Raw genomic sequence first — 17,671 nt, 5'->3', positions numbered from 1 at the left:
GACAGGGCATCACTGAGCTGGCTAACCTGAACCCACTTTCAGAGGAGCCGGCAACCATGCCTGCGACCCGTACCTGGTTAAAAAATCCCCTGGCCATCTTCACCGGCAATGCCCTCGACGCCCGCGGCGGCCTGGTGCTGCAAGACGGCCTGATCGTTGAAGTGCTCGGCCTCGGCCAGCAACCTGCGAGCCCTTGCCAACACACCTTCGACGCCCGCGAGCACGTGCTGCTGCCGGGGCTGATCAATACCCACCATCACTTCTACCAGACCCTGACCCGCGCCTGGGGCCCGGTGGTCAACCAGCCGCTGTTTCCCTGGCTGAAGACCCTGTACCCGGTCTGGGCCCGGCTGACCCCGGAAAAACTCGCCCTCGCGACCAAAGTGGCGCTGGCCGAACTGCTGCTCTCCGGTTGTACCACCGCCGCCGACCATCACTATCTGTTCCCGGATGGCCTGGAAAACGCCATCGACGTGCAAGTTGAAAGCGTGCGTGAACTGGGCATGCGCGCCATGCTCACCCGCGGTTCGATGAGCCTGGGCGAAAAGGACGGCGGCCTGCCACCGCAACAGACCGTGCAGGAGGGCCAGGTGATTCTCGACGACAGTCAGCGCCTGATTCACGCCTACCACGAGCGCGGCGACGGCGCGCAGATCCAGATCGCGCTGGCACCCTGCTCGCCGTTCTCGGTGACCCCGGAAATCATGGCGGCCAGCGCCGAGCTGGCGAACCAGCTCGATGTGCGCCTGCACACCCACCTCGCCGAGACCCTGGATGAAGAAGACTTCTGCCTGCAGCGTTTCGGCCTGCGCACCGTGGATTACCTGGACAGCGTCGGCTGGCTCGGCCCACGTACCTGGCTGGCCCACGGCATCCACTTCAATCCGGACGAAATCACCCGCCTCGGCCAGGCCGGCACCGGCATCTGCCATTGCCCGAGCTCGAACATGCGCCTGGCGTCCGGCATCTGCCCCAGTATCGAGCTGACCGATGCGGGAGCGCTGTTGGGCCTGGGCGTGGACGGCTCGGCGTCCAATGATGCGTCGAACATGATCCTCGAAGCGCGCCAGGCGCTGTACATCCAACGCCTGCGCTACGGCGCCGAAAAGATCACCCCGGAGCGTGTGCTGGGCTGGGCGACCCGGGGCTCGGCGAGCCTGTTGGGCCGCACCGACATCGGCGAACTGGCGGTGGGCAAGCAGGCGGACCTGGCGTTGTTCAAGCTCGACGAACTGCGTTTCTCGGGCAGCCATGATCCGGTTTCGGCGCTGCTGCTGTGCGGTGCGGATCGGGCGGACCGGGTCATGATCGGCGGGAAGTGGCGGGTGATCGACGGGCAGGTCGAAGGGCTGGACCTGAAAAACCTGATCGCCGATCACAGCCAGGCAGCCCGGCAATTGATCGCCGGCACCTGATCTTTGCCGCCGATGGCGAGGGAGCGGGTCCCTCGCCGTCTTTGAGCACAATCAGCTTGAGGAAACATGTTAATTTCCCGCGCTCAAACGAGCCGTTACAGGGACATTACGTGAAACCAAGGCACGGACTGGCGCTCTGCGTCGCGCTGCTGATTTCGGGCTGTGGGAAACAGGAGGTTGCGGGCCCCGCCAGCAAAGTACTGTCACCGGGAAAAGTTGCGGAAATTGCTTCGACCATCAACCACAAATACCCGGACCTTTCGCTGCAAGTTCGCGATGCCGTGCTGAACACGGTCGTTCGCTCGCTGGACAACATGGTGCTGATCGAAGGTGGCGAATTCCAGATGGGCGACTTCGGCTGGCCCCGACGCTTCGACCCACAGGCCTTGTGCCAATGGCCCTGTGGCGTGGCCCCGGAAGAAATGGAGCGGATCAGCCTCGACGTCGATGACGACTTCGTTCACCCGGTCAAATTGAGCAGCTATTACCTGTCCTCGCTGCAAACCACTTTGGGCGATTTCGACCTGTTCTTTCTCGCGCAAGGCAAGCCGCCGTTCGACGCGAAACTGCGCGAGCGCGCCGACATGCAGCATCTCTACCAGGCAAACCTGCCCGCCCCGGCTTCACGAGACTGGCAAGAAGCCAAGGATTACTGCGGCTGGCTGGCGGACCTCAGCGGCTACCCCGTGGATCTTCCGACCGAGGCCCAGTGGGAATATGCGGCACGCAACCGTGGCCAGCCGGTCATGTTTGCCACCGACAACGGCAACCTGGACTACGGCCGCAACTTTCCGGCGCCTGACGACAACAAAACCTTCGCCGTGGACCGGTTTGTGCCTAATCCGCTGGGGCTCTACAACCTCACCGGCAATGCCAGTGAATGGGTCAACGATTGGTACGATAAACACTACTATCGCGAATCACCCGTCGAGAACCCGCAGGGGCCTGAAACCGGCATTTATCGGGCGCAACGTGGAGCAAACAACGAGTTTGCCAACGACCCGACCTTTTCGCCTTCGGCCAGTACCGTGCGTCGTTGGCGTTGGGGGGCACTAGCGGCCTGGAATGCCCCCGGTGTGAGCTTTCGCTGCGCCATCCAGTCGGCGCAAGCGCTTTAAAGGCCCAGCAGCGACAGCATGATGAAGGTCGCAAACAGCACGAAGTGGGTCATGCCCTCGATGGCATTGGTCTCACCGTCATTGAGATTGATCGCACTGACGATCAGGGTGATGAACACCATCACCGTCTGCACCGGGGTCATGGCCATCTGAAACGGCTGGCCGGTGTACAGGGCCATGGCCTCCATCACCGGCACCGTGAGGATCACCGTCGACAAGGACGCCCCCAGGGCCACGTTGACCACCGACTGCATGCGGTTGGCCAGGGCGGCGCGCAAGGCGGTCAGAATTTCCGGCGCGGCGGAAATTGCCGCCACCAGGATCGCCGTGATCACCGGCGGCGCGCCCGTGCCTTCCAGGCCCAGGTCCAGGGTCTTGGACATCACCTCGGCCAGGGCTCCGATCACCACCACGCCGAACACCAGGATGCCGATGCTCCACACAAGATTGATGGCTTCGGGCTGCTGCTGGGCCTCTTTGCCACGGCGCTTTTCCGGGTAGCTGTAGCTGAAGAAGTAGCTGTGGGGCCCGACCTGCATCCGCAGGAACAAGGTGTAGAGCACCACCATCGCACCGATGGTGAAGGCCGAGTACACCTTCCAGTCAGATTCGGGAATGAACTCCGGTACCACCATGGAAACCCCCATGGCGGTCAGGATCATCACGCTGTAGGTACGCGCCGAGTCATCGTTGTAGGGCTGCTCGCCATGCTTGATGCCGCCCATCAGCGCCGCCAGGCCGAGGATGCCGTTGATGTCCAGCATCACCGCCGAATAGATGGTGTCGCGCACCAGGGTCGGCGAGGCTTCGTTGTTCATCATGATCGCCAGGATCACCACCTCCACCAGCACCGCGGCCAGGGTCAGGATCATGGTGCCGTAGGGGTCGCCGACCGTTTCCGCCAGCAGTTCGGCGTGGTGGGCAACACGCATCGAGGCGATGACGATAAAACCGATCAGCACCAGCCCGGCGGCCAGGGCAATGCCTTGGCCGCTGCCCAGCAGCAGGTGTTCCAGGGGATAGGCGGCCACGGCGGCCAGCAGCGCAAGCAGCAACAGCCGTTCTTGCTTGAGAGAAGTAAGCATTGCAGTCCTTTGGCGGAAATAAAAAACGAGCACAGGAGATGAGTTGAAGACTGCGTCGAGTCACTAATGTTTCGTTACATCTTAGTGCACCAGTCTCAGGCGCCACGCACCGGGTTGGTTCCTGAAAAGCGCTGCGCCGGCAAGCCGGCTCCTACACCCGAGCCTGTAGGAGCTGGCTTGCCAGCGAAAAGCGCGCGCCAAACCCCCATAGAAACCGCCTCGCCAGCGCAGCCCCCCGCGTTGTTGTCCTGTTGGTCAGCTATTTGCATTGCCCTGCAGCGCTTGCCGCCCCAGCCAACCCCCACAACAAGATGGAGCTTCAATTCATGCATACACGCCCGTTGCACAAGCTGCTCTGCGCCCTGCTCGCCGCCACCGGCCTGAGTGCCAGCCTCGCCGCCAGCGCCGCCGATCCACTGAAGGTCGGCTTCGTCTACATCGGCCCCATCGGCGACCACGGCTGGACCTATCAGCATGAACAGGGGCGCAAGGCGCTGATGGAGAAATTCGGCGAGCAGATCACCACCAACTATGTGGAGAACGTCGCCGAGGGCGCCGATGCCGAGCGGGTGATCCGCAACATGGCCAAGGACAATTACGACCTGATCTTCACCACCTCCTTCGGCTACATGAACCCCACCCTCAAGGTCGCCAAGCAGTTCCCCAAGGTGACCTTCGAACACGCCACCGGCTACAAGCAGGACAAGAACCTCGGCACCTACCTGGCGCGCACTTATGAAGGCCGCTACGTCGGCGGCTTCCTCGCGGCGAAGATGACCAGGAGCAAGAAGATCGGCTACGTCGCCTCGTTCCCGATCCCGGAAGTGATCCGCGACATCAACGCCATCCAGCTGGCCCTGAACAAATACAACCCGGGCACCGAGATCAAGGTGGTGTGGGTCAACTCCTGGTTCGACCCGGGCAAGGAAGCCGACGCCGCCAACGCCCTGATCGACCAGGGCGCCGATGTGATCTTCCAGCACACCGACAGCCCGGCACCGATCCAGGCCGCGGAGCGGCGTGGCGTGTACGCCGTGGGCTATGCCTCGGACATGGCCCACTTCGGTCCCAAGGCAGTGCTGACCTCCATCGTCAACAACTGGGGGCCGCACTACATCCAGGCAGCCCAAGGCGTGATGGACCACACTTGGAAACCCCAGGACTACTGGGGCGGCTTGAAAGAAGGTACGGTCGAGCTACCCCTGAGCGACCTGCTGCCGGCCCAGGTGAAGAGCGAAGCCGAACAGATCATCGCCAGCATCAAGAACGGCGAGTTCCACCCGTTCACCGGCCCGATCAAGGATCAGGCCGGGGTCGAGAGGCTCGCCGCCGGGGTCAGTGCCAGCAATGCCGAACTGGCCGCGATGAATTACTACGTGCAAGGCATGCAGGCCGATATCCCCAAGTGACCTGTAGCCAACGCACAAGCTAGGGCGCGTGCGGACGAGCCGGTCCGAACGCCAGGCTCAAGAACAGCGCCTGCTTCGCACGCAATGCCGACCAGGCCGTGCCTTGCGTACGACAGCGGCGACCGACCGCCAACAGGATGGGAGCATTTTCATGAACCAACTGCCGATCATCGACATCAGCCCTCTGTACCAGGATCAGCAACCAGGCTGGGAACGTGTCGCCAGGGCCATCGACCAGGCCTGCCGCGAGTGGGGGTTCTTCTATATCAAGGGCCACCCGATCAGCCCGCAACGCATCGAGCACTTGCTCGACAGCGCCCGGCAGTTCTTTGCCCTGCCCAGCGCCGAAAAACTCAGGATCGACATTACCCAGACTCGTCATCATCGAGGCTACGGCGCCATCGCCACCGAGCAGCTCGACCCGCACCGGCCCAGCGATCTCAAGGAAACCTTCGATATGGGCCTGCACCTGCCGGCCGAGCATCCCGAGGTCCTCGCGGGCAAGCCCTTGCGCGGGCCCAACCGTCATCCCGATCTGCCCGGCTGGGAGGCATTGCTGGAGCAGCATTACCAGGACATGCAGGCCCTGGCCCAGACTCTGCTGCGAGCCATGACCCTGGCCCTGGGCATCGAGCGCGACTTCTTCGACCGCCGCTTCCAGGAACCGGTCAGCGTACTGCGGATGATTCACTACCCGCCGCGCCACACGGCCAGCTCCGAAGAGCAGCAAGGCGCCGGGGCCCACACCGACTATGGCTGCATCACCCTGCTCTACCAGGACGCCGCCGGCGGCCTGCAGGTGCGCAACGTCCAGGGCCAGTGGATCGATGCACCGCCCATCGAAGGCAGCTTCGTGGTCAACCTGGGGGACATGATGGCGCGCTGGAGCAACGACCGTTATCTCTCGACTCCGCACCGGGTCATCAGCCCGCTGGGGGTCGATCGCTACTCGATGCCGTTCTTCGCCGAACCGCACCCGGACACCCGTATCGAGTGCCTGCCCGGCTGCCAGGACGCCGCGCACCCGGCCAAGTACCCGGTGACCACCTGCGCCGAGTTCCTGCTGTCGCGCTTCGCCGACACCTACGCCTATCGCCGAGAGCTGGAGCAGGCCTGATCGCGCCCCCGATCAGGTTTTACCGAACATTTGCGCCGCCGGCTGTAGAATGGCGGCTTTTTCGGGCCCGGTGAAATCCCGGCAAGATCCGCGAAACACGGCCAATCCGCCCGCAGAGGCGTATCGCCGGGACATCGCGCCACTCTCGCAGCCCCCGCCTGCACCTGATGAGACACCACCATGTATGACTGGCTGAATGCCTTGCCCAAGGCCGAATTGCACCTGCACCTGGAAGGCTCCCTGGAACCGGAACTGCTGTTCGCCCTGGCCGAGCGCAACAAGATCGCCCTGCCCTGGAGCGACGTCGAAACCCTGCGCAAGGCCTACGCCTTCAACAACCTGCAGGAGTTTCTCGACCTCTATTACCAGGGCGCCGACGTGCTGCGCACTTCCCAGGATTTCTACGACCTGACCTGGGCCTACCTGCTGCGCTGCAAAGCCCAGAACGTGATCCACACCGAACCTTTCTTCGACCCCCAGACCCACACCGACCGCGGCGTGCCCTTCGAAGTGGTGCTCAACGGCATCGCCAGCGCACTCAAGGACGGCGAACAGCAACTGGGCATCACCAGCGGCCTGATCCTCAGCTTCCTGCGCCACCTGAGCGAAGACGAAGCGCAGAAGACCCTCGACCAGGCCCTGCCATTTCGCGAGGCCTTTGTCGCCGTGGGCCTGGACAGCTCGGAAATGGGCCACCCGCCGAGCAAGTTCCAGCGCGTCTTCGATCGGGCCCGCAGCGAAGGCTTCCTCACCGTGGCCCACGCTGGCGAAGAAGGCCCGCCGGAGTACATCTGGGAAGCCCTCGACCTGCTGAAGATCCAGCGCATCGACCACGGCGTGCGCGCCTTCGAGGACGAGCGGCTGATGCAGCGGATCATCGACGAGCAGATCCCGCTGACCGTGTGCCCACTGTCCAACACCAAGCTCTGCGTGTTCGACCACATGTCCCAGCACAACATCCTCGAGATGCTCGAGCGGGGGGTGAAGGTCACGGTCAACTCCGATGACCCGGCCTACTTCGGCGGCTACGTCACCGAGAACTTCGATGCCCTGCACACCCACCTGGGGATGACCCAGGACCAGGCCCGGCGCCTGGCGCAGAACAGCCTGGATGCACGGCTGGTCAAGCCGTAACGGCCTTCGCCGGCAAGCCGGCTCCTACAGGTTCGTGTAGGAGCCGGCTTGCCGACGAACCTCAGTTTCCCGCCTCGCTCAACTCTTCCAGGGTCTTGCCCCGGGTTTCCATCCCGAACAGCCAGACCACCCCTGCGGCAATCACAAAGCACGCCGCCCCCAGGGCGAAGACTCCGCCCTGCCCGGTGATTGGAAAGACCAGCCCGGTCACCAGCGGCCCCAGCAGCGAACCGATGCGCCCCACCGCCGAAGCGAACCCCGAGCCCGTGGCCCGGGCCGAGGTCGGATACAGCTCCGGCGTATAGGTGTAAAGCACCGCCCACATGCCGAACAGGAAGAACTGCATCAGCAACCCGGTGCCGATCAGCAGGCTGACGTTGCCACCAAACACCGCGCTCTGCCCGTAGAAGAACGCCATGACGCCGCCGCCCAGCAAGGTGACGATGCACACCGGTTTGCGCCCCCAGCGCTCCACCAGCCAGGCGGCCATGAGAAACCCGGGAATCCCGCCCAGGGAAATCAGCACCGTGTAGTACACCGACTGGGTCACCGCAAAACCGGATTGCTGCAGCAAGGCGCTGAGCCAGGAAGTCAGCCCGTAGAACCCCAGCAGGGCAAAGAACCACAGACTCCAGATCATCAAGGTGCGCTGGCGATACAGCGGCGACCAGATCTGCCTGAGGGCCGAAAAGAAATGCCCCGGCGCACTCTCGATACGCGGCAGGCGGACCGGTTCGGGCAGTTCGGCGGTGCCCAGGGAAGCCCGTACCTTGTCCTCGATGCCCCGCAACACCTGATCCGCATCGGCGTGGCGTCCGGCCTGTTCCAGCCAGCGCGGCGACTCGGGAATGAAGAAGCGGATCACCAGCACGAACACCGCCGGGATCGCCAGGACCAGGAAGATGTCGCGCCAGCCAATCAGCGGCAGAAGGAAGTACGAGAGCACCCCGGCGGCGACGAAGCCCAAGGGCCAGAAGCCGTCCATCAAGGCGATATAGCGCCCGCGTCGCTGAGCCGGAATCATCTCCGAGAGCATCGACTGGGCGATGGGAAACTCCATGCCCATGCCGATTCCCAGCAGCACCCGGAACAGGGTCAGGCTGTCCACGCTCTGGGCGGTGGAGCACAGGTAGCTGGCCAGGCCCCAGAGCACGATGCTCCACTGGAACACCGGCTTGCGCCCGAAGCGGTCGGCGAGCATGCCCGACAGGGAGGCGCCCAGGACCATGCCGAAGAAACTCGAGCTGGCCAGCAGGCCGGCCTCGGCCGAGCTCAGGCCGAACTCGGTTTTGATCGAGCCGAGGAGGAAGGTCATCATCGCCAGGTCCATGGAGTCGAAGAAAAACGCCAGGGCGATGATGATGAAAATCACCCGGTGATAGCCGCTGATGGGTAGCCGTTCCAGGCGCTCTGCGGCGCTGTATCCCTGTATGCCCATGCCCGTTCCCCCGGTTGAATGCTTGACCGTTGGAGTGTGCGGGATCGAGGCCGGGGCTGATTGCCGAGGGCGACCTGTTCGCGTCCACCAGCGACGCGGGAGCGTGGCGCCCGGGCTCGCCGGCAAGCGGGTTCCTACGGGCGGCGGGCGCTGATCTGGGCGCAGCGGGCCTGGAGCAAGTCGCGCAGCAGCTTCACCGGCTTGCTCAGGTGCGCGCGGTGGGTGCACAGCAAGTTCAATGACGCACCTTCGCAGCGCAACTCCGGCAGCAGGATCTGCAAGCGGCCGGCCAGCACATCGGCAGCCACATCCAGCCAGGACTTGTAGGCGATCCCTGCGCCGGCCACAGCCCAGCGCCGCACCACATCGGCATCGTCGCTCAGGCGGTCGCCACTGACGGCGAGGCTCACCTCACGCTTGCCGTCATGAAAGCTCCAGAGGTCGTGAGCCCGGCTGTCGAGCATGTACAGCAGGCAGTTGTGCTGGGCCAGTTGCTCCAGCTGGCGCGGCTCGCCGTAGCGGGCCAGGTAGCTGGGGGCGGCACACAGCACCCGGCGGTTGTCCGGGGCCACTGGCAGGGCCACCAGGCTGGAGTCCTCCGGTTCGCCGTAGCGCAGGGCAATGTCCACCGGCTGGCGGAACAGGTCGGCAATCCGGTCCCCCAACAACAGGCGCACGCTGAGTTGGGGATGTTCGCGCTGGAACTCGTCGAGCCAGGGCAACAGCAGGTTGCGGCCAAAATCCGAAGGGGCAGATAGCTGCAACACACCGCTGACCTGATCCTGACCACTGGCCAGCAGCCGCCGCCCTTCATCCAGGCTGCTCAAGGCCGCCCGGGCGTAGTCGAGAAAGCCCTCGCCCTCGGCGGTCAGGCGCAGGCTGCGGGTGGAGCGGGCCAGCAGGCGCGCCCCCAGGTGTTCCTCGATGCGCTTGAGGGCAGCGCTGGCCACCGCCGGTGAAAGGTCCATGACCCGGGCCGCTGCCGACAGGCTGCCCAGGTCTGCGGCACGCACGAACAACTGCAGGTCATCGAATCGCAGCATGGGGGCTTTCCTGGATTATCAAAAAAATATTGAAAGAGCCTGCTCTTTTAGCCGATTTTATCTTCAGGAAAAATAGCCAATCATTCCTGCCATCACCCAACTCCCTGAGGAAACCCACATGTCCCACGCCTTCACCGCAATTGCCACCCTGATCGCCAAGCCCCAGCAGCAAGACGTTCTCAAGCGCGAGCTCAGCGCCCTGGTCCAGCCCAGCCGCGAAGAAAGCGGCTGCCAGTACTACGAGCTGCACCAGGACGCCGAGCAGCCGGGCTGCTTCTACGTGCTGGAGCGCTGGGACGATGAGGCAGCCCTGGAGTTTCACAACAACACCGCGCACTTCCAGCATTTTCTCGCCCAGACCCGCGAGGCGATCGAGCACTTCGCGCTCAAGCGCCTGCAATTGATCGTCTGAGCCTTTTTCCCTACTGATCAGGAATTCACCATGAAAGCCATCGCCTATTACACTTCCCTGCCCATCGATGATCCCAAGTCCCTGCAAGACATCGAGCTGCCCGAGCCCGTGGCCGGCCCCCGCGACCTGCTGGTGGAGGTCAGGGCCATCTCGGTCAACCCGGTGGACACCAAGGTGCGCCAGAACGTCCAGCCCGAAGGCGGTGCAGCCAAGGTACTGGGCTGGGACGTGGCCGGGGTGGTCAAGGCCGTGGGCAGCGACGTCAGCCTGTTCAAGGTCGGTGACCGGGTGTTCTACGCCGGCTCCATCGCCCGTGCCGGGGGCAATAGCCAACTGCACACCGTGGATGAGCGGATCGTCGGCCACATGCCCAAGAGCCTGGGCTTTGCCGAGGCCGCGGCCCTGCCGCTGACCGCGATCACGGCATGGGAGCTGCTGTTCGAACGCCTGCAGATCCCCCAGGGAACCACCGACCTGGGCCAGAGCCTGCTGATCGTCGGCGCCGCGGGCGGGGTCGGCTCGATCCTCACCCAACTGGCCCGTCAACTGACCGGCCTCAAGGTGATCGGCAGCGCCTCCCGCGAACAGACCCAGGCCTGGGTCCGCGAGCTCGGCGCCCATGCGGTGGTGTACCACAGCCAGCCCCTGAGCACCGAGCTCAAGCGCCTCGATCTGTATCCGGTGACCCATGTCGCCAGCCTGACCCAGACCGACGCTCACCTGGAGCAACTGGTGGAAGCCCTCGCGCCCCAGGGCAAGCTGGCCTTGATCGACGACCCGAAACACCTCGACGTGACCCAGCTCAAGCGCAAGAGCCTGTCGCTGCACTGGGAGTTCATGTACACCCGTTCGCTGTTCGAGACCGCCGACATGCAAGAGCAGCACCGGCTGCTCAACCGGGTCGCCGAGCTGATCGACGCCGGCACCCTGAAGACCACCGTGGGCGAGCACTTCGGCCAGATCAACGCCGCCAACCTGCGTCGGGCCCACGCCCTGCTGGAGAGCGGCAAGGCCCAGGGCAAGATCGTTCTGGAAGGCTTCTAAGGCCGTGACAGACGGCGCCGCCCTTGGCTGACAAGAGGCGGCTGCCGTCAGTCCGAGAGTTGATTTCGGTCATATTTGTGACCGTATTCAGGTCTACACTGGGGTCCCTTGCAGCGCAGTCTTTTACCGTTAGGAGGTCAGCAATGAAGATCCTGATAAAAGAATTGGCAAAACCCCAAGGCTCTCAATGGCAGGTTCGCCTCGACCAGCATGTGGTGACATTCCGCAGTGAAGCAGAGGCCCGGGCCTTCACCCAGACCCTGCAAAGCCGTCTGCAAGCCCCCCACCAGATTCCCCAGAGCCAGCGCGCCGCAGGCTGACTCAGAGCTCGGCGGCCTTTAGCGCCCGGGCATTTTGCAAGCGCCGGGTCATGACCGCCATGCTCACCGCCAGCACACCGCACAGGCTGATGACCATGGCCATCGGCATGGCGCTGCCATCGTGCAGGACACCCACCAGATAGGCCGCGCCCGCGGCCACGCTGAACTGCAGGCAACCGAGCATCGCCGAGGCACTGCCGGCCCGTGCCCCCTGGCCATTCATGGCACAGGCAGCGGCATTGGGAATGATGCAGCCGAGGCTCGCGATGCACACGAACAGCGGCAGAAGCAGCGGCCACAGCGCGCTGGTGTGCAAGGCGCTGATCCCCAGCAGGGTCAGCCCGGCCGCCAGGTAGATCCATACGGTGCGCGCCAGCAGGAAGGCCGGGCCACGCTTGGCCAACAGCCGTGCATTGATCTGCGCGACCAGGATGAAGCCACCGGCATTGATCCCGAAGAACCAGCCGAAATGCTCCGCCGGCACGCCATAGAGCTTGATAAAGACAAAGGGCGAACCGGCGATGTAGGAAAACATCCCGGCGATGGCGATGCCGCCGGTCAGGGCGTGACCGAGAAACACCCGGTCCGCCAGCAACAGGCCGTATTGGCGCAACGCTCCGGACAACGGTAGGCGCGGGCGAGTGGCCGGCATGCTTTCCGGCAGGCCCAGGGCCACCGCCAATCCCGACAGGGCGCTGAACACCGTGAGCATGATGAAGATCGATTGCCAACCGTAGAGGTTGACCAGCAGGCCGCCGAGCATCGGTGCCAGGATCGGTGCCAGGCCCATCACCAGCATCAGCTGGGAGAACACCTTGGCCGAACCCACCGCATCGCATTTATCGCTGACCACCGCCCGGGAAATCACCATGCCGGCGCAACCGCCCAGGGCCTGGACGAAGCGTGCGCCAATCAGCCATTCAAGGTTGGGCGCGTAGGCGCAGGCCAGGGATGCCAGGGTGAACAGCCCCACCCCGACCAGCAACGGCAGGCGCCGGCCAAAACGGTCGGCCACCGGGCCATAGGCCAGCTGGCCGATGGACAGGCCGAGGAAATAGGCCGCCAGGGTCAGCTGAACGTGTTTTTCATCGGTGCCGAAGGCCAGGGCCATCGACGGGAAAGCCGGCAGGTAGAAGTCGATGGCCAGAGGGCCGAACGCGCTCAGGGCGCCGAGAATCAGGATTGTACGGAGGTTCATGGCATCCAAACGAACGTCGGGTCAGCGGTGCGACAGTCTAGCCGCGCTTGGACGCCTTGAACATTCCGATAGGTCGCTAACTATTAAAAAGACTCAGGCAACCTGCACCGCGTAGCCTTCCTCGCTGATCAGGCTGATGACTTCGTCGCTGGACAGACGGCTCTCGACCCCGACTTCCTTGGCGGCCAGATCCACCCGCACGGTGGCCGCCGGGTCCTTGCTTTGCAGTGCCTGGGTGATGGCTCGCACGCAGTGGCCGCAGGACATGCCTTGAACATTGAATACTTGCATCGTGCTTCTCCTGTATTGGGTTGAGCGCAGTCTTGTCCTTGCCACCATGGCAAGGTCAAGTTCCGGATCAATCTGCCGGGCTGGAAATCATCGCCGCGCTCGGCCAAGCTGCACGTCTTACGACATCACAGCAGGAGATTCAGCCATGCGCTGGTCAACGTTCAGCCTCCTCGGCCTCCTTGGCCTGTTCGCGACAGCGCCATCGGCACTGGCCGCCGGAGAGGACTACGGGGTCTTGATCATTTCCAGGGAGCGCCTGGAAGTCGCCACCTCCTGCGAGATCGGCCTGTACATCCAGGACCAGCTCTCCGGCCGGCTGTTCCAGGAACAGAGCGTCTCCTTCAACCTGCCGCCGGGAAAAGTCTCACTGCGCCTGAAGCTGCTGCCGGGCCAGGCTCCGGGCTGCAACCCAGGCCTGCTGGCCCCGGGTTCCCAGGACATCAGCCTGCGCGCTGGCGACGTGCTGAAGTTCCGCATCGCCATGGGCCAATCGGGCATGTACCTCAAGCCGGCCGCCCTGGAATACTGACGCCCCCTGCCCTGTAGGCTTCCGGCCCGTTGCCCCCGAGCCCTGCCCTCCCTGGCAGCGCCCCTGGGACAAAGTGAAGCACCTGTAAAATGCCCCCTTGACCTTGCCTGCGTGGCAAGGTTGATCCTGTGGGCAACATTTACAGGGAGTGCCAGCCATGCCTGAATCAATCACCTTCGACCTGCCGATTGCCGGCATGACCTGCGCCAGTTGCGCCGGGCGCGTGGAGCGCGCCCTGGGCAAGGTGGCCGGCACCGGCGCCGTCAGCGTCAACCTGGCCACCGAGCAGGCTCGGGTCGAAGCCCCGGGCGACAGTCTGCCCGCCTTGCTCGAAGCGGTGGAAAACGCCGGCTACAGCGTGCCGGTGCAGAGCCTTGAACTGACCATCGGCGGCATGACCTGCGCCACCTGCGCCGGGCGCGTCGAACGGGCCTTGAACAAAGTGCCCGGGGTCCGCAACGCCAGCGTCAACCTGGCCACCGAACGGGCCCACATCGAAGGGCTCGGCCAACTCGATCCGGCGCAGTTGATCAATGCCGTGACCAAGGCCGGCTACTCCGCCAGCCTGTGGCAGGCCGAACAGGCTCACAGCGACGACCCGCAGCAGCACTTGCGCCGTGAACGCTGGAGCCTGGTGCTGGCCATCCTCCTGGCCCTGCCCCTGGTGCTGCCGATGCTGGTGCAACCCTTCGGCCTGCACTGGATGCTCCCGGCCTGGGCCCAATTCGCCCTGGCCACTCCGGTGCAGTTCATCTTCGGTGCGCGCTTCTACGTGGCGGCCTGGAAGGCCGTGCGCGCCGGCAGCGGCAACATGGACCTGCTGGTAGCCCTGGGTACCAGCGCCGGCTACGGCCTGAGCCTGTACGAATGGGCCACCGCCCCGGTCGGCAGCATGCCGCACCTGTACTTCGAAGCCTCAGCGGTGGTCATCGCCCTGGTGCTGCTGGGCAAGTACCTGGAGAGCCGGGCCAAGCGACAGACCGCCAGTGCCATCCGCGCCCTGGAGGCCCTGCGCCCCGAGCGGGCGATCCAGGTGATCGACGGTCGTGAGCAGGATGTGGCCATCAGCGCCCTGCGCCTGGGTGACCTGGTGCTGGTAAAGCCCGGTGAACGCTTCCCGGTGGACGGCGCGGTCATCGAAGGCCAGAGCCACGCCGATGAGGCGCTGATCAGTGGTGAAAGCCTGCCGGTGCCCAAGCAGCCCGGCGACACCGTCACCGGTGGCGCCATCAACGGCGAAGGGCGCCTGCTGGTTCGGACCCAGGCCCTGGGGGCGGAAACCGTCCTGGCACGCATCATTCGCCTGGTGGAAGACGCCCAGGCCGGCAAGGCTCCGATCCAGAAGCTGGTGGACAAGGTCAGCCAAGTGTTCGTCCCGGCGGTGCTGGTACTGGCGTTGTTTACCCTGGTGGGCTGGTGGCTGTACGGCGCACCGCTGGAAACCGCGGTGATCAATGCCGTGGCAGTGCTGGTGATCGCCTGTCCTTGCGCCCTGGGCCTGGCCACGCCCACCGCGATCATGGCCGGCACCGGCGTCGCCGCTCGCCACGGCATCCTGATCAAGGACGCCGAAGCCCTGGAGCGGGCCCATGAAGTCAGCTCGGTGGTCTTCGACAAGACCGGCACCCTGACCTCGGGCACGCCACGCATTGCCCACCTGCAAGCGGTGGAAGGCGACGAGGGCACCCTCTTGCAACAGGCCGGCGCCCTGCAGCGCGGCAGTGAACACCCCCTGGCCAAGGCGGTGCTGGACCTGTGCCAGGAACGCCAACTGCCGGTGGCCGATGTCAGTGCCAGCCAGTCCCTGACCGGACGCGGCATCGCCGGCACCCTGGACGGCCGCCAACTGGCCCTGGGCAACCGGCGCCTGCTGGAAGAAAGCGGCTTGAACCCGGGCGACCTGGCGCAAGCGGCCCAGGACTGGGAGCACGAAGGCCGGACCCTGTCCTGGCTGATCGAACAGAGCCCGCAACCCCGGGTGCTGGGCCTGTTCGCCTTTGGCGATACCCTCAAGCCGGGCGCCCTGCAGGCGGTGCAACAACTTAGCGCACGACACATCAGCAGCCACCTGCTGACCGGTGACAACCGCGGCAGCGCCAAGGTGGTGGCCGAGGCCCTGGGCATTACCGACGTACATGCCGAAGTGCTGCCGGCGGACAAGGCCGCGACCGTGACCGAGCTGAAGAAGACCGGGGTGGTGGCGATGGTCGGCGACGGCATCAACGATGCCCCGGCGCTGGCCGCAGCGGACATCGGCATCGCCATGGGCGGTGGCACCGACGTTGCCATGCACGCAGCCGGTATCACCCTGATGCGCGGCGACCCGCGGTTGATCCCGGCCGCCCTGGAGATCAGCCGCAAGACCTACGCAAAAATCCGCCAGAACCTGTTCTGGGCCTTCGTCTACAACCTGATCGGCATTCCGCTGGCGGCCTTCGGCCTGCTCAACCCGGTACTGGCCGGGGCCGCCATGGCCCTGTCCAGCGTCAGCGTGGTGAGCAATGCGCTACTGTTGAAAACCTGGAAGCCCAAAGACCTGGAGAACGCCGAATGAACATCGGCCAAGCAGCCCGAAAGAGCGGCCTGAGCGCCAAGATGATCCGTTACTACGAGTCCATCGGCCTGCTCAAGCCGGCGCACCGCAGCGACAGCGGCTATCGCCTGTACGGCGACGACGACCTGCACAGCCTGGCGTTCATCAAGCGCTCCCGAGACCTGGGGTTCTCCCTGGAAGAGGTCGGCAAGCTGCTGACCCTGTGGCAGGACCGCCAGCGGGCCAGCGCTGATGTGAAAGCCCTGGCGCGCCAGCACATCGATGAACTGAACCGCAAGATCCGCGAACTGGCCGGCCTGCGCGACACCCTGCAGGACCTGGTGGAACACTGCCAGGGCGACCACCGTCCGGACTGCCCGATTCTCAAGGAACTGGCCTCCGGCAGTTGCTGCCACTCCTGAACATGCCCGGGGCCCGGCGGGCGTGCTGCAGGCCCGGGCACCAGCCTCGCTGCGGCCGTTGCCTGCAGGGCCTTGGGGCGCTCTACGGCAGCGCGGCGCGGGGTCTCAGGGCCCCCCGCGGGACAGTTTCAGCGCATAAAAAATCCGGCCAAGGCCGGATTTTTCATGCTCACTGCATCCAGGGCGGAGGCGGTGGTTCTTCGGCTTTGCCTGGCGGCACTTCGTCAGCCGCACGCAACGCCCTGCGGCGCTCGTCGTCCAGACGCGCAGCCTCGATCTCGCGGATCACGCTGCCGACATCCGCCAGCTCTTCAGGGTCATCGAATTCGCCGCTCAGCACGCTCCCCGGGTGCAAGGTGCCAGCCTCGTACAAGGCCCACATTTCCTTGGCATAACGAGTGCGCTTGAGCTCCGGGGCGAAACGCCCGAAGTAGGAAGCCATGTTGCCGACGTCACGCTCGAGCATGCTGAACGCGTGGTTGTTGCCGGCCGCATCCACCGCCTGGGGCAGGTCGATGATCACCGGGCCGTCGGGGCCCAGCAGCACGTTGAACTCGGACAGGTCACCGTGCACCAGTCCGGTACACAACATCAGCACGATCTGGGAAATCAGGAAGGCGTGATATTCACGGGCCTGCTCCGCGTCCAGCACCACATCGTTCAGCCGCGGCGCGGCATCGCCGTACTCGTCGGACACCAGCTCCATGAGCAGCACGCCTTCGAGGAAGTCGAACGGCTTGGGTACCCGGACCCCGGCATTGGCCAAACGAAACAGGGCCGCCACTTCGGCGTTCTGCCAGGCGTCCTCGGTTTCCTTGCGGCCAAATTTGGACCCCTTGGCCATGGCCCGTGCCTGGCGACTGTTGCGGACCTTGCGGCCCTCCTGGTACTCCGCCGCCTGACGGAAACTGCGTTTGTTCGCCTCCTTGTAGACCTTGGCGCAACGTAGCTCGTTGCCGCAGCGCACCACATACACAGCTGCCTCTTTACCACTCATGAGTGGGCGCAGCACCTCGTCTACCAGACCGTCTTCGATCAGCGGTTCAATGCGTTTTGGAGTCTTCATCAGCTTTTATTGTGGGTCCCTTGTTACCAAACACGCGAAAGTCACTCGTTATACGGCAATCCTCCCACGACGGGAAAGGGCTGCCGACCACCGAACG

Annotated in this window: 17 protein-coding genes; 11 read left to right on the top strand and 6 right to left on the bottom strand. The window is 64.6% G+C overall.

Annotated features, from left to right (window positions below; translation table 11 throughout):
* Positions 1-56 precede the first annotated feature (56 nt).
* Together U873_RS0123745 and U873_RS0123740 are read left to right on the top strand one after the other, a co-directional pair.
* On the top strand, positions 57-1,415 hold the full coding sequence (locus U873_RS0123745; protein WP_025130617.1) for an 8-oxoguanine deaminase: 1,359 nt from the start codon (positions 57-59) through the stop codon (positions 1,413-1,415).
* Between the two features lie 110 nt (positions 1,416-1,525).
* Entirely contained in the window at positions 1,526-2,533 is a 1,008-nt protein-coding gene (locus tag U873_RS0123740; protein WP_025130616.1) for an SUMF1/EgtB/PvdO family nonheme iron enzyme, read from the top strand.
* On the opposite strand, the gene U873_RS0123735 is transcribed toward U873_RS0123740, so the two are convergent.
* Complete coding sequence (locus tag U873_RS0123735; protein WP_025130615.1) at positions 2,530-3,618, bottom strand: calcium:proton antiporter; 1,089 nt, start codon at positions 3,616-3,618, stop codon at positions 2,530-2,532. The two genes, U873_RS0123740 and U873_RS0123735, sit on opposite strands and share 4 nt — an antisense overlap.
* A gap of 326 nt (positions 3,619-3,944) precedes the next feature.
* Between U873_RS0123735 and U873_RS0123730 the strand changes: the two genes are divergently transcribed.
* The 3 genes from U873_RS0123730 to U873_RS0123720 all read left to right on the top strand — a co-directional run bounded on the left by U873_RS0123730 (position 3,945) and on the right by U873_RS0123720 (position 7,278).
* Positions 3,945-5,027 carry a BMP family ABC transporter substrate-binding protein gene (locus U873_RS0123730; RefSeq protein ID WP_025130614.1) on the top strand — a complete coding sequence of 361 codons (1,083 nt, stop codon included), beginning with the start codon at positions 3,945-3,947 and terminating at the stop codon, positions 5,025-5,027.
* 151 nt (positions 5,028-5,178) lie between these two features.
* Entirely contained in the window at positions 5,179-6,144 is a 966-nt protein-coding gene (locus U873_RS0123725; RefSeq protein WP_025130613.1) for a 2-oxoglutarate and iron-dependent oxygenase domain-containing protein, read from the top strand.
* Positions 6,145-6,324: 180 nt separating this feature from the next.
* Complete coding sequence (locus tag U873_RS0123720) at positions 6,325-7,278, top strand: adenosine deaminase (protein ID WP_025130612.1); 954 nt, start codon at positions 6,325-6,327, stop codon at positions 7,276-7,278.
* Positions 7,279-7,339: 61 nt separating this feature from the next.
* Here U873_RS0123720 and U873_RS0123715 read toward each other — a convergent pair whose 3' ends face one another.
* A complete protein-coding gene (locus U873_RS0123715; protein ID WP_025130611.1) occupies positions 7,340-8,716 on the bottom strand; it encodes an MFS transporter in 1,377 nt (458 codons plus the stop codon).
* A 134-nt stretch (positions 8,717-8,850) separates the two neighbouring features.
* Positions 8,851-9,759 (bottom strand): LysR family transcriptional regulator, encoded by a 909-nt coding sequence (locus U873_RS0123710; protein WP_025130610.1) that lies wholly within the window; start codon positions 9,757-9,759, stop codon positions 8,851-8,853.
* A gap of 118 nt (positions 9,760-9,877) precedes the next feature.
* Between U873_RS0123710 and U873_RS0123705 the strand changes: the two genes are divergently transcribed.
* The 3 genes from U873_RS0123705 (at position 9,878) to U873_RS37000 (ending at position 11,535) form a co-directional block, all read left to right on the top strand.
* On the top strand, positions 9,878-10,171 hold the full coding sequence (locus U873_RS0123705; protein ID WP_025130609.1) for a putative quinol monooxygenase: 294 nt from the start codon (positions 9,878-9,880) through the stop codon (positions 10,169-10,171).
* Between the two features lie 30 nt (positions 10,172-10,201).
* Positions 10,202-11,215 (top strand): zinc-binding alcohol dehydrogenase family protein, encoded by a 1,014-nt coding sequence (locus tag U873_RS0123700; RefSeq protein WP_025130608.1) that lies wholly within the window; start codon positions 10,202-10,204, stop codon positions 11,213-11,215.
* Between the two features lie 143 nt (positions 11,216-11,358).
* Positions 11,359-11,535: a hypothetical protein gene (locus tag U873_RS37000; RefSeq protein WP_177330305.1), complete on the top strand. Its 177-nt coding sequence runs from the start codon at positions 11,359-11,361 to the stop codon at positions 11,533-11,535.
* Between the two features lies 1 nt (position 11,536).
* Here the strand turns inward: U873_RS37000 and U873_RS0123690 are convergent, their stop codons facing one another.
* Positions 11,537-12,733 carry a multidrug effflux MFS transporter gene (locus tag U873_RS0123690; RefSeq protein ID WP_025130607.1) on the bottom strand — a complete coding sequence of 399 codons (1,197 nt, stop codon included), beginning with the start codon at positions 12,731-12,733 and terminating at the stop codon, positions 11,537-11,539.
* A 93-nt stretch (positions 12,734-12,826) separates the two neighbouring features.
* Entirely contained in the window at positions 12,827-13,024 is a 198-nt protein-coding gene (locus U873_RS0123685) for a heavy-metal-associated domain-containing protein (RefSeq protein WP_025130606.1), read from the bottom strand.
* Positions 13,025-13,169: 145 nt separating this feature from the next.
* Between U873_RS0123685 and U873_RS0123680 the strand changes: the two genes are divergently transcribed.
* The 3 genes from U873_RS0123680 (at position 13,170) to cueR (ending at position 16,508) form a co-directional block, all read left to right on the top strand.
* On the top strand, positions 13,170-13,553 hold the full coding sequence (locus U873_RS0123680; protein WP_025130605.1) for a hypothetical protein: 384 nt from the start codon (positions 13,170-13,172) through the stop codon (positions 13,551-13,553).
* A 157-nt stretch (positions 13,554-13,710) separates the two neighbouring features.
* On the top strand, positions 13,711-16,107 hold the full coding sequence (locus U873_RS0123675; protein WP_025130604.1) for a heavy metal translocating P-type ATPase: 2,397 nt from the start codon (positions 13,711-13,713) through the stop codon (positions 16,105-16,107).
* Positions 16,104-16,508 (top strand): Cu(I)-responsive transcriptional regulator, encoded by a 405-nt coding sequence (cueR, locus tag U873_RS0123670; RefSeq protein ID WP_025130603.1) that lies wholly within the window; start codon positions 16,104-16,106, stop codon positions 16,506-16,508. Before U873_RS0123675 ends, cueR begins: the two co-directional genes overlap by 4 nt.
* Positions 16,509-16,677: 169 nt before the next feature.
* On the opposite strand, the gene U873_RS0123665 is transcribed toward cueR, so the two are convergent.
* Positions 16,678-17,574 (bottom strand): PA4780 family RIO1-like protein kinase, encoded by an 897-nt coding sequence (locus U873_RS0123665; RefSeq protein ID WP_025130602.1) that lies wholly within the window; start codon positions 17,572-17,574, stop codon positions 16,678-16,680.
* Positions 17,575-17,671: the final 97 nt, after the last annotated feature.

It is taken from the genome of Pseudomonas sp. PH1b (assembly GCF_000633395.1).
GTDB lineage: Bacteria > Pseudomonadota > Gammaproteobacteria > Pseudomonadales > Pseudomonadaceae > Aquipseudomonas.
This window is presented reverse-complemented; position numbering and strand designations above follow the sequence as displayed.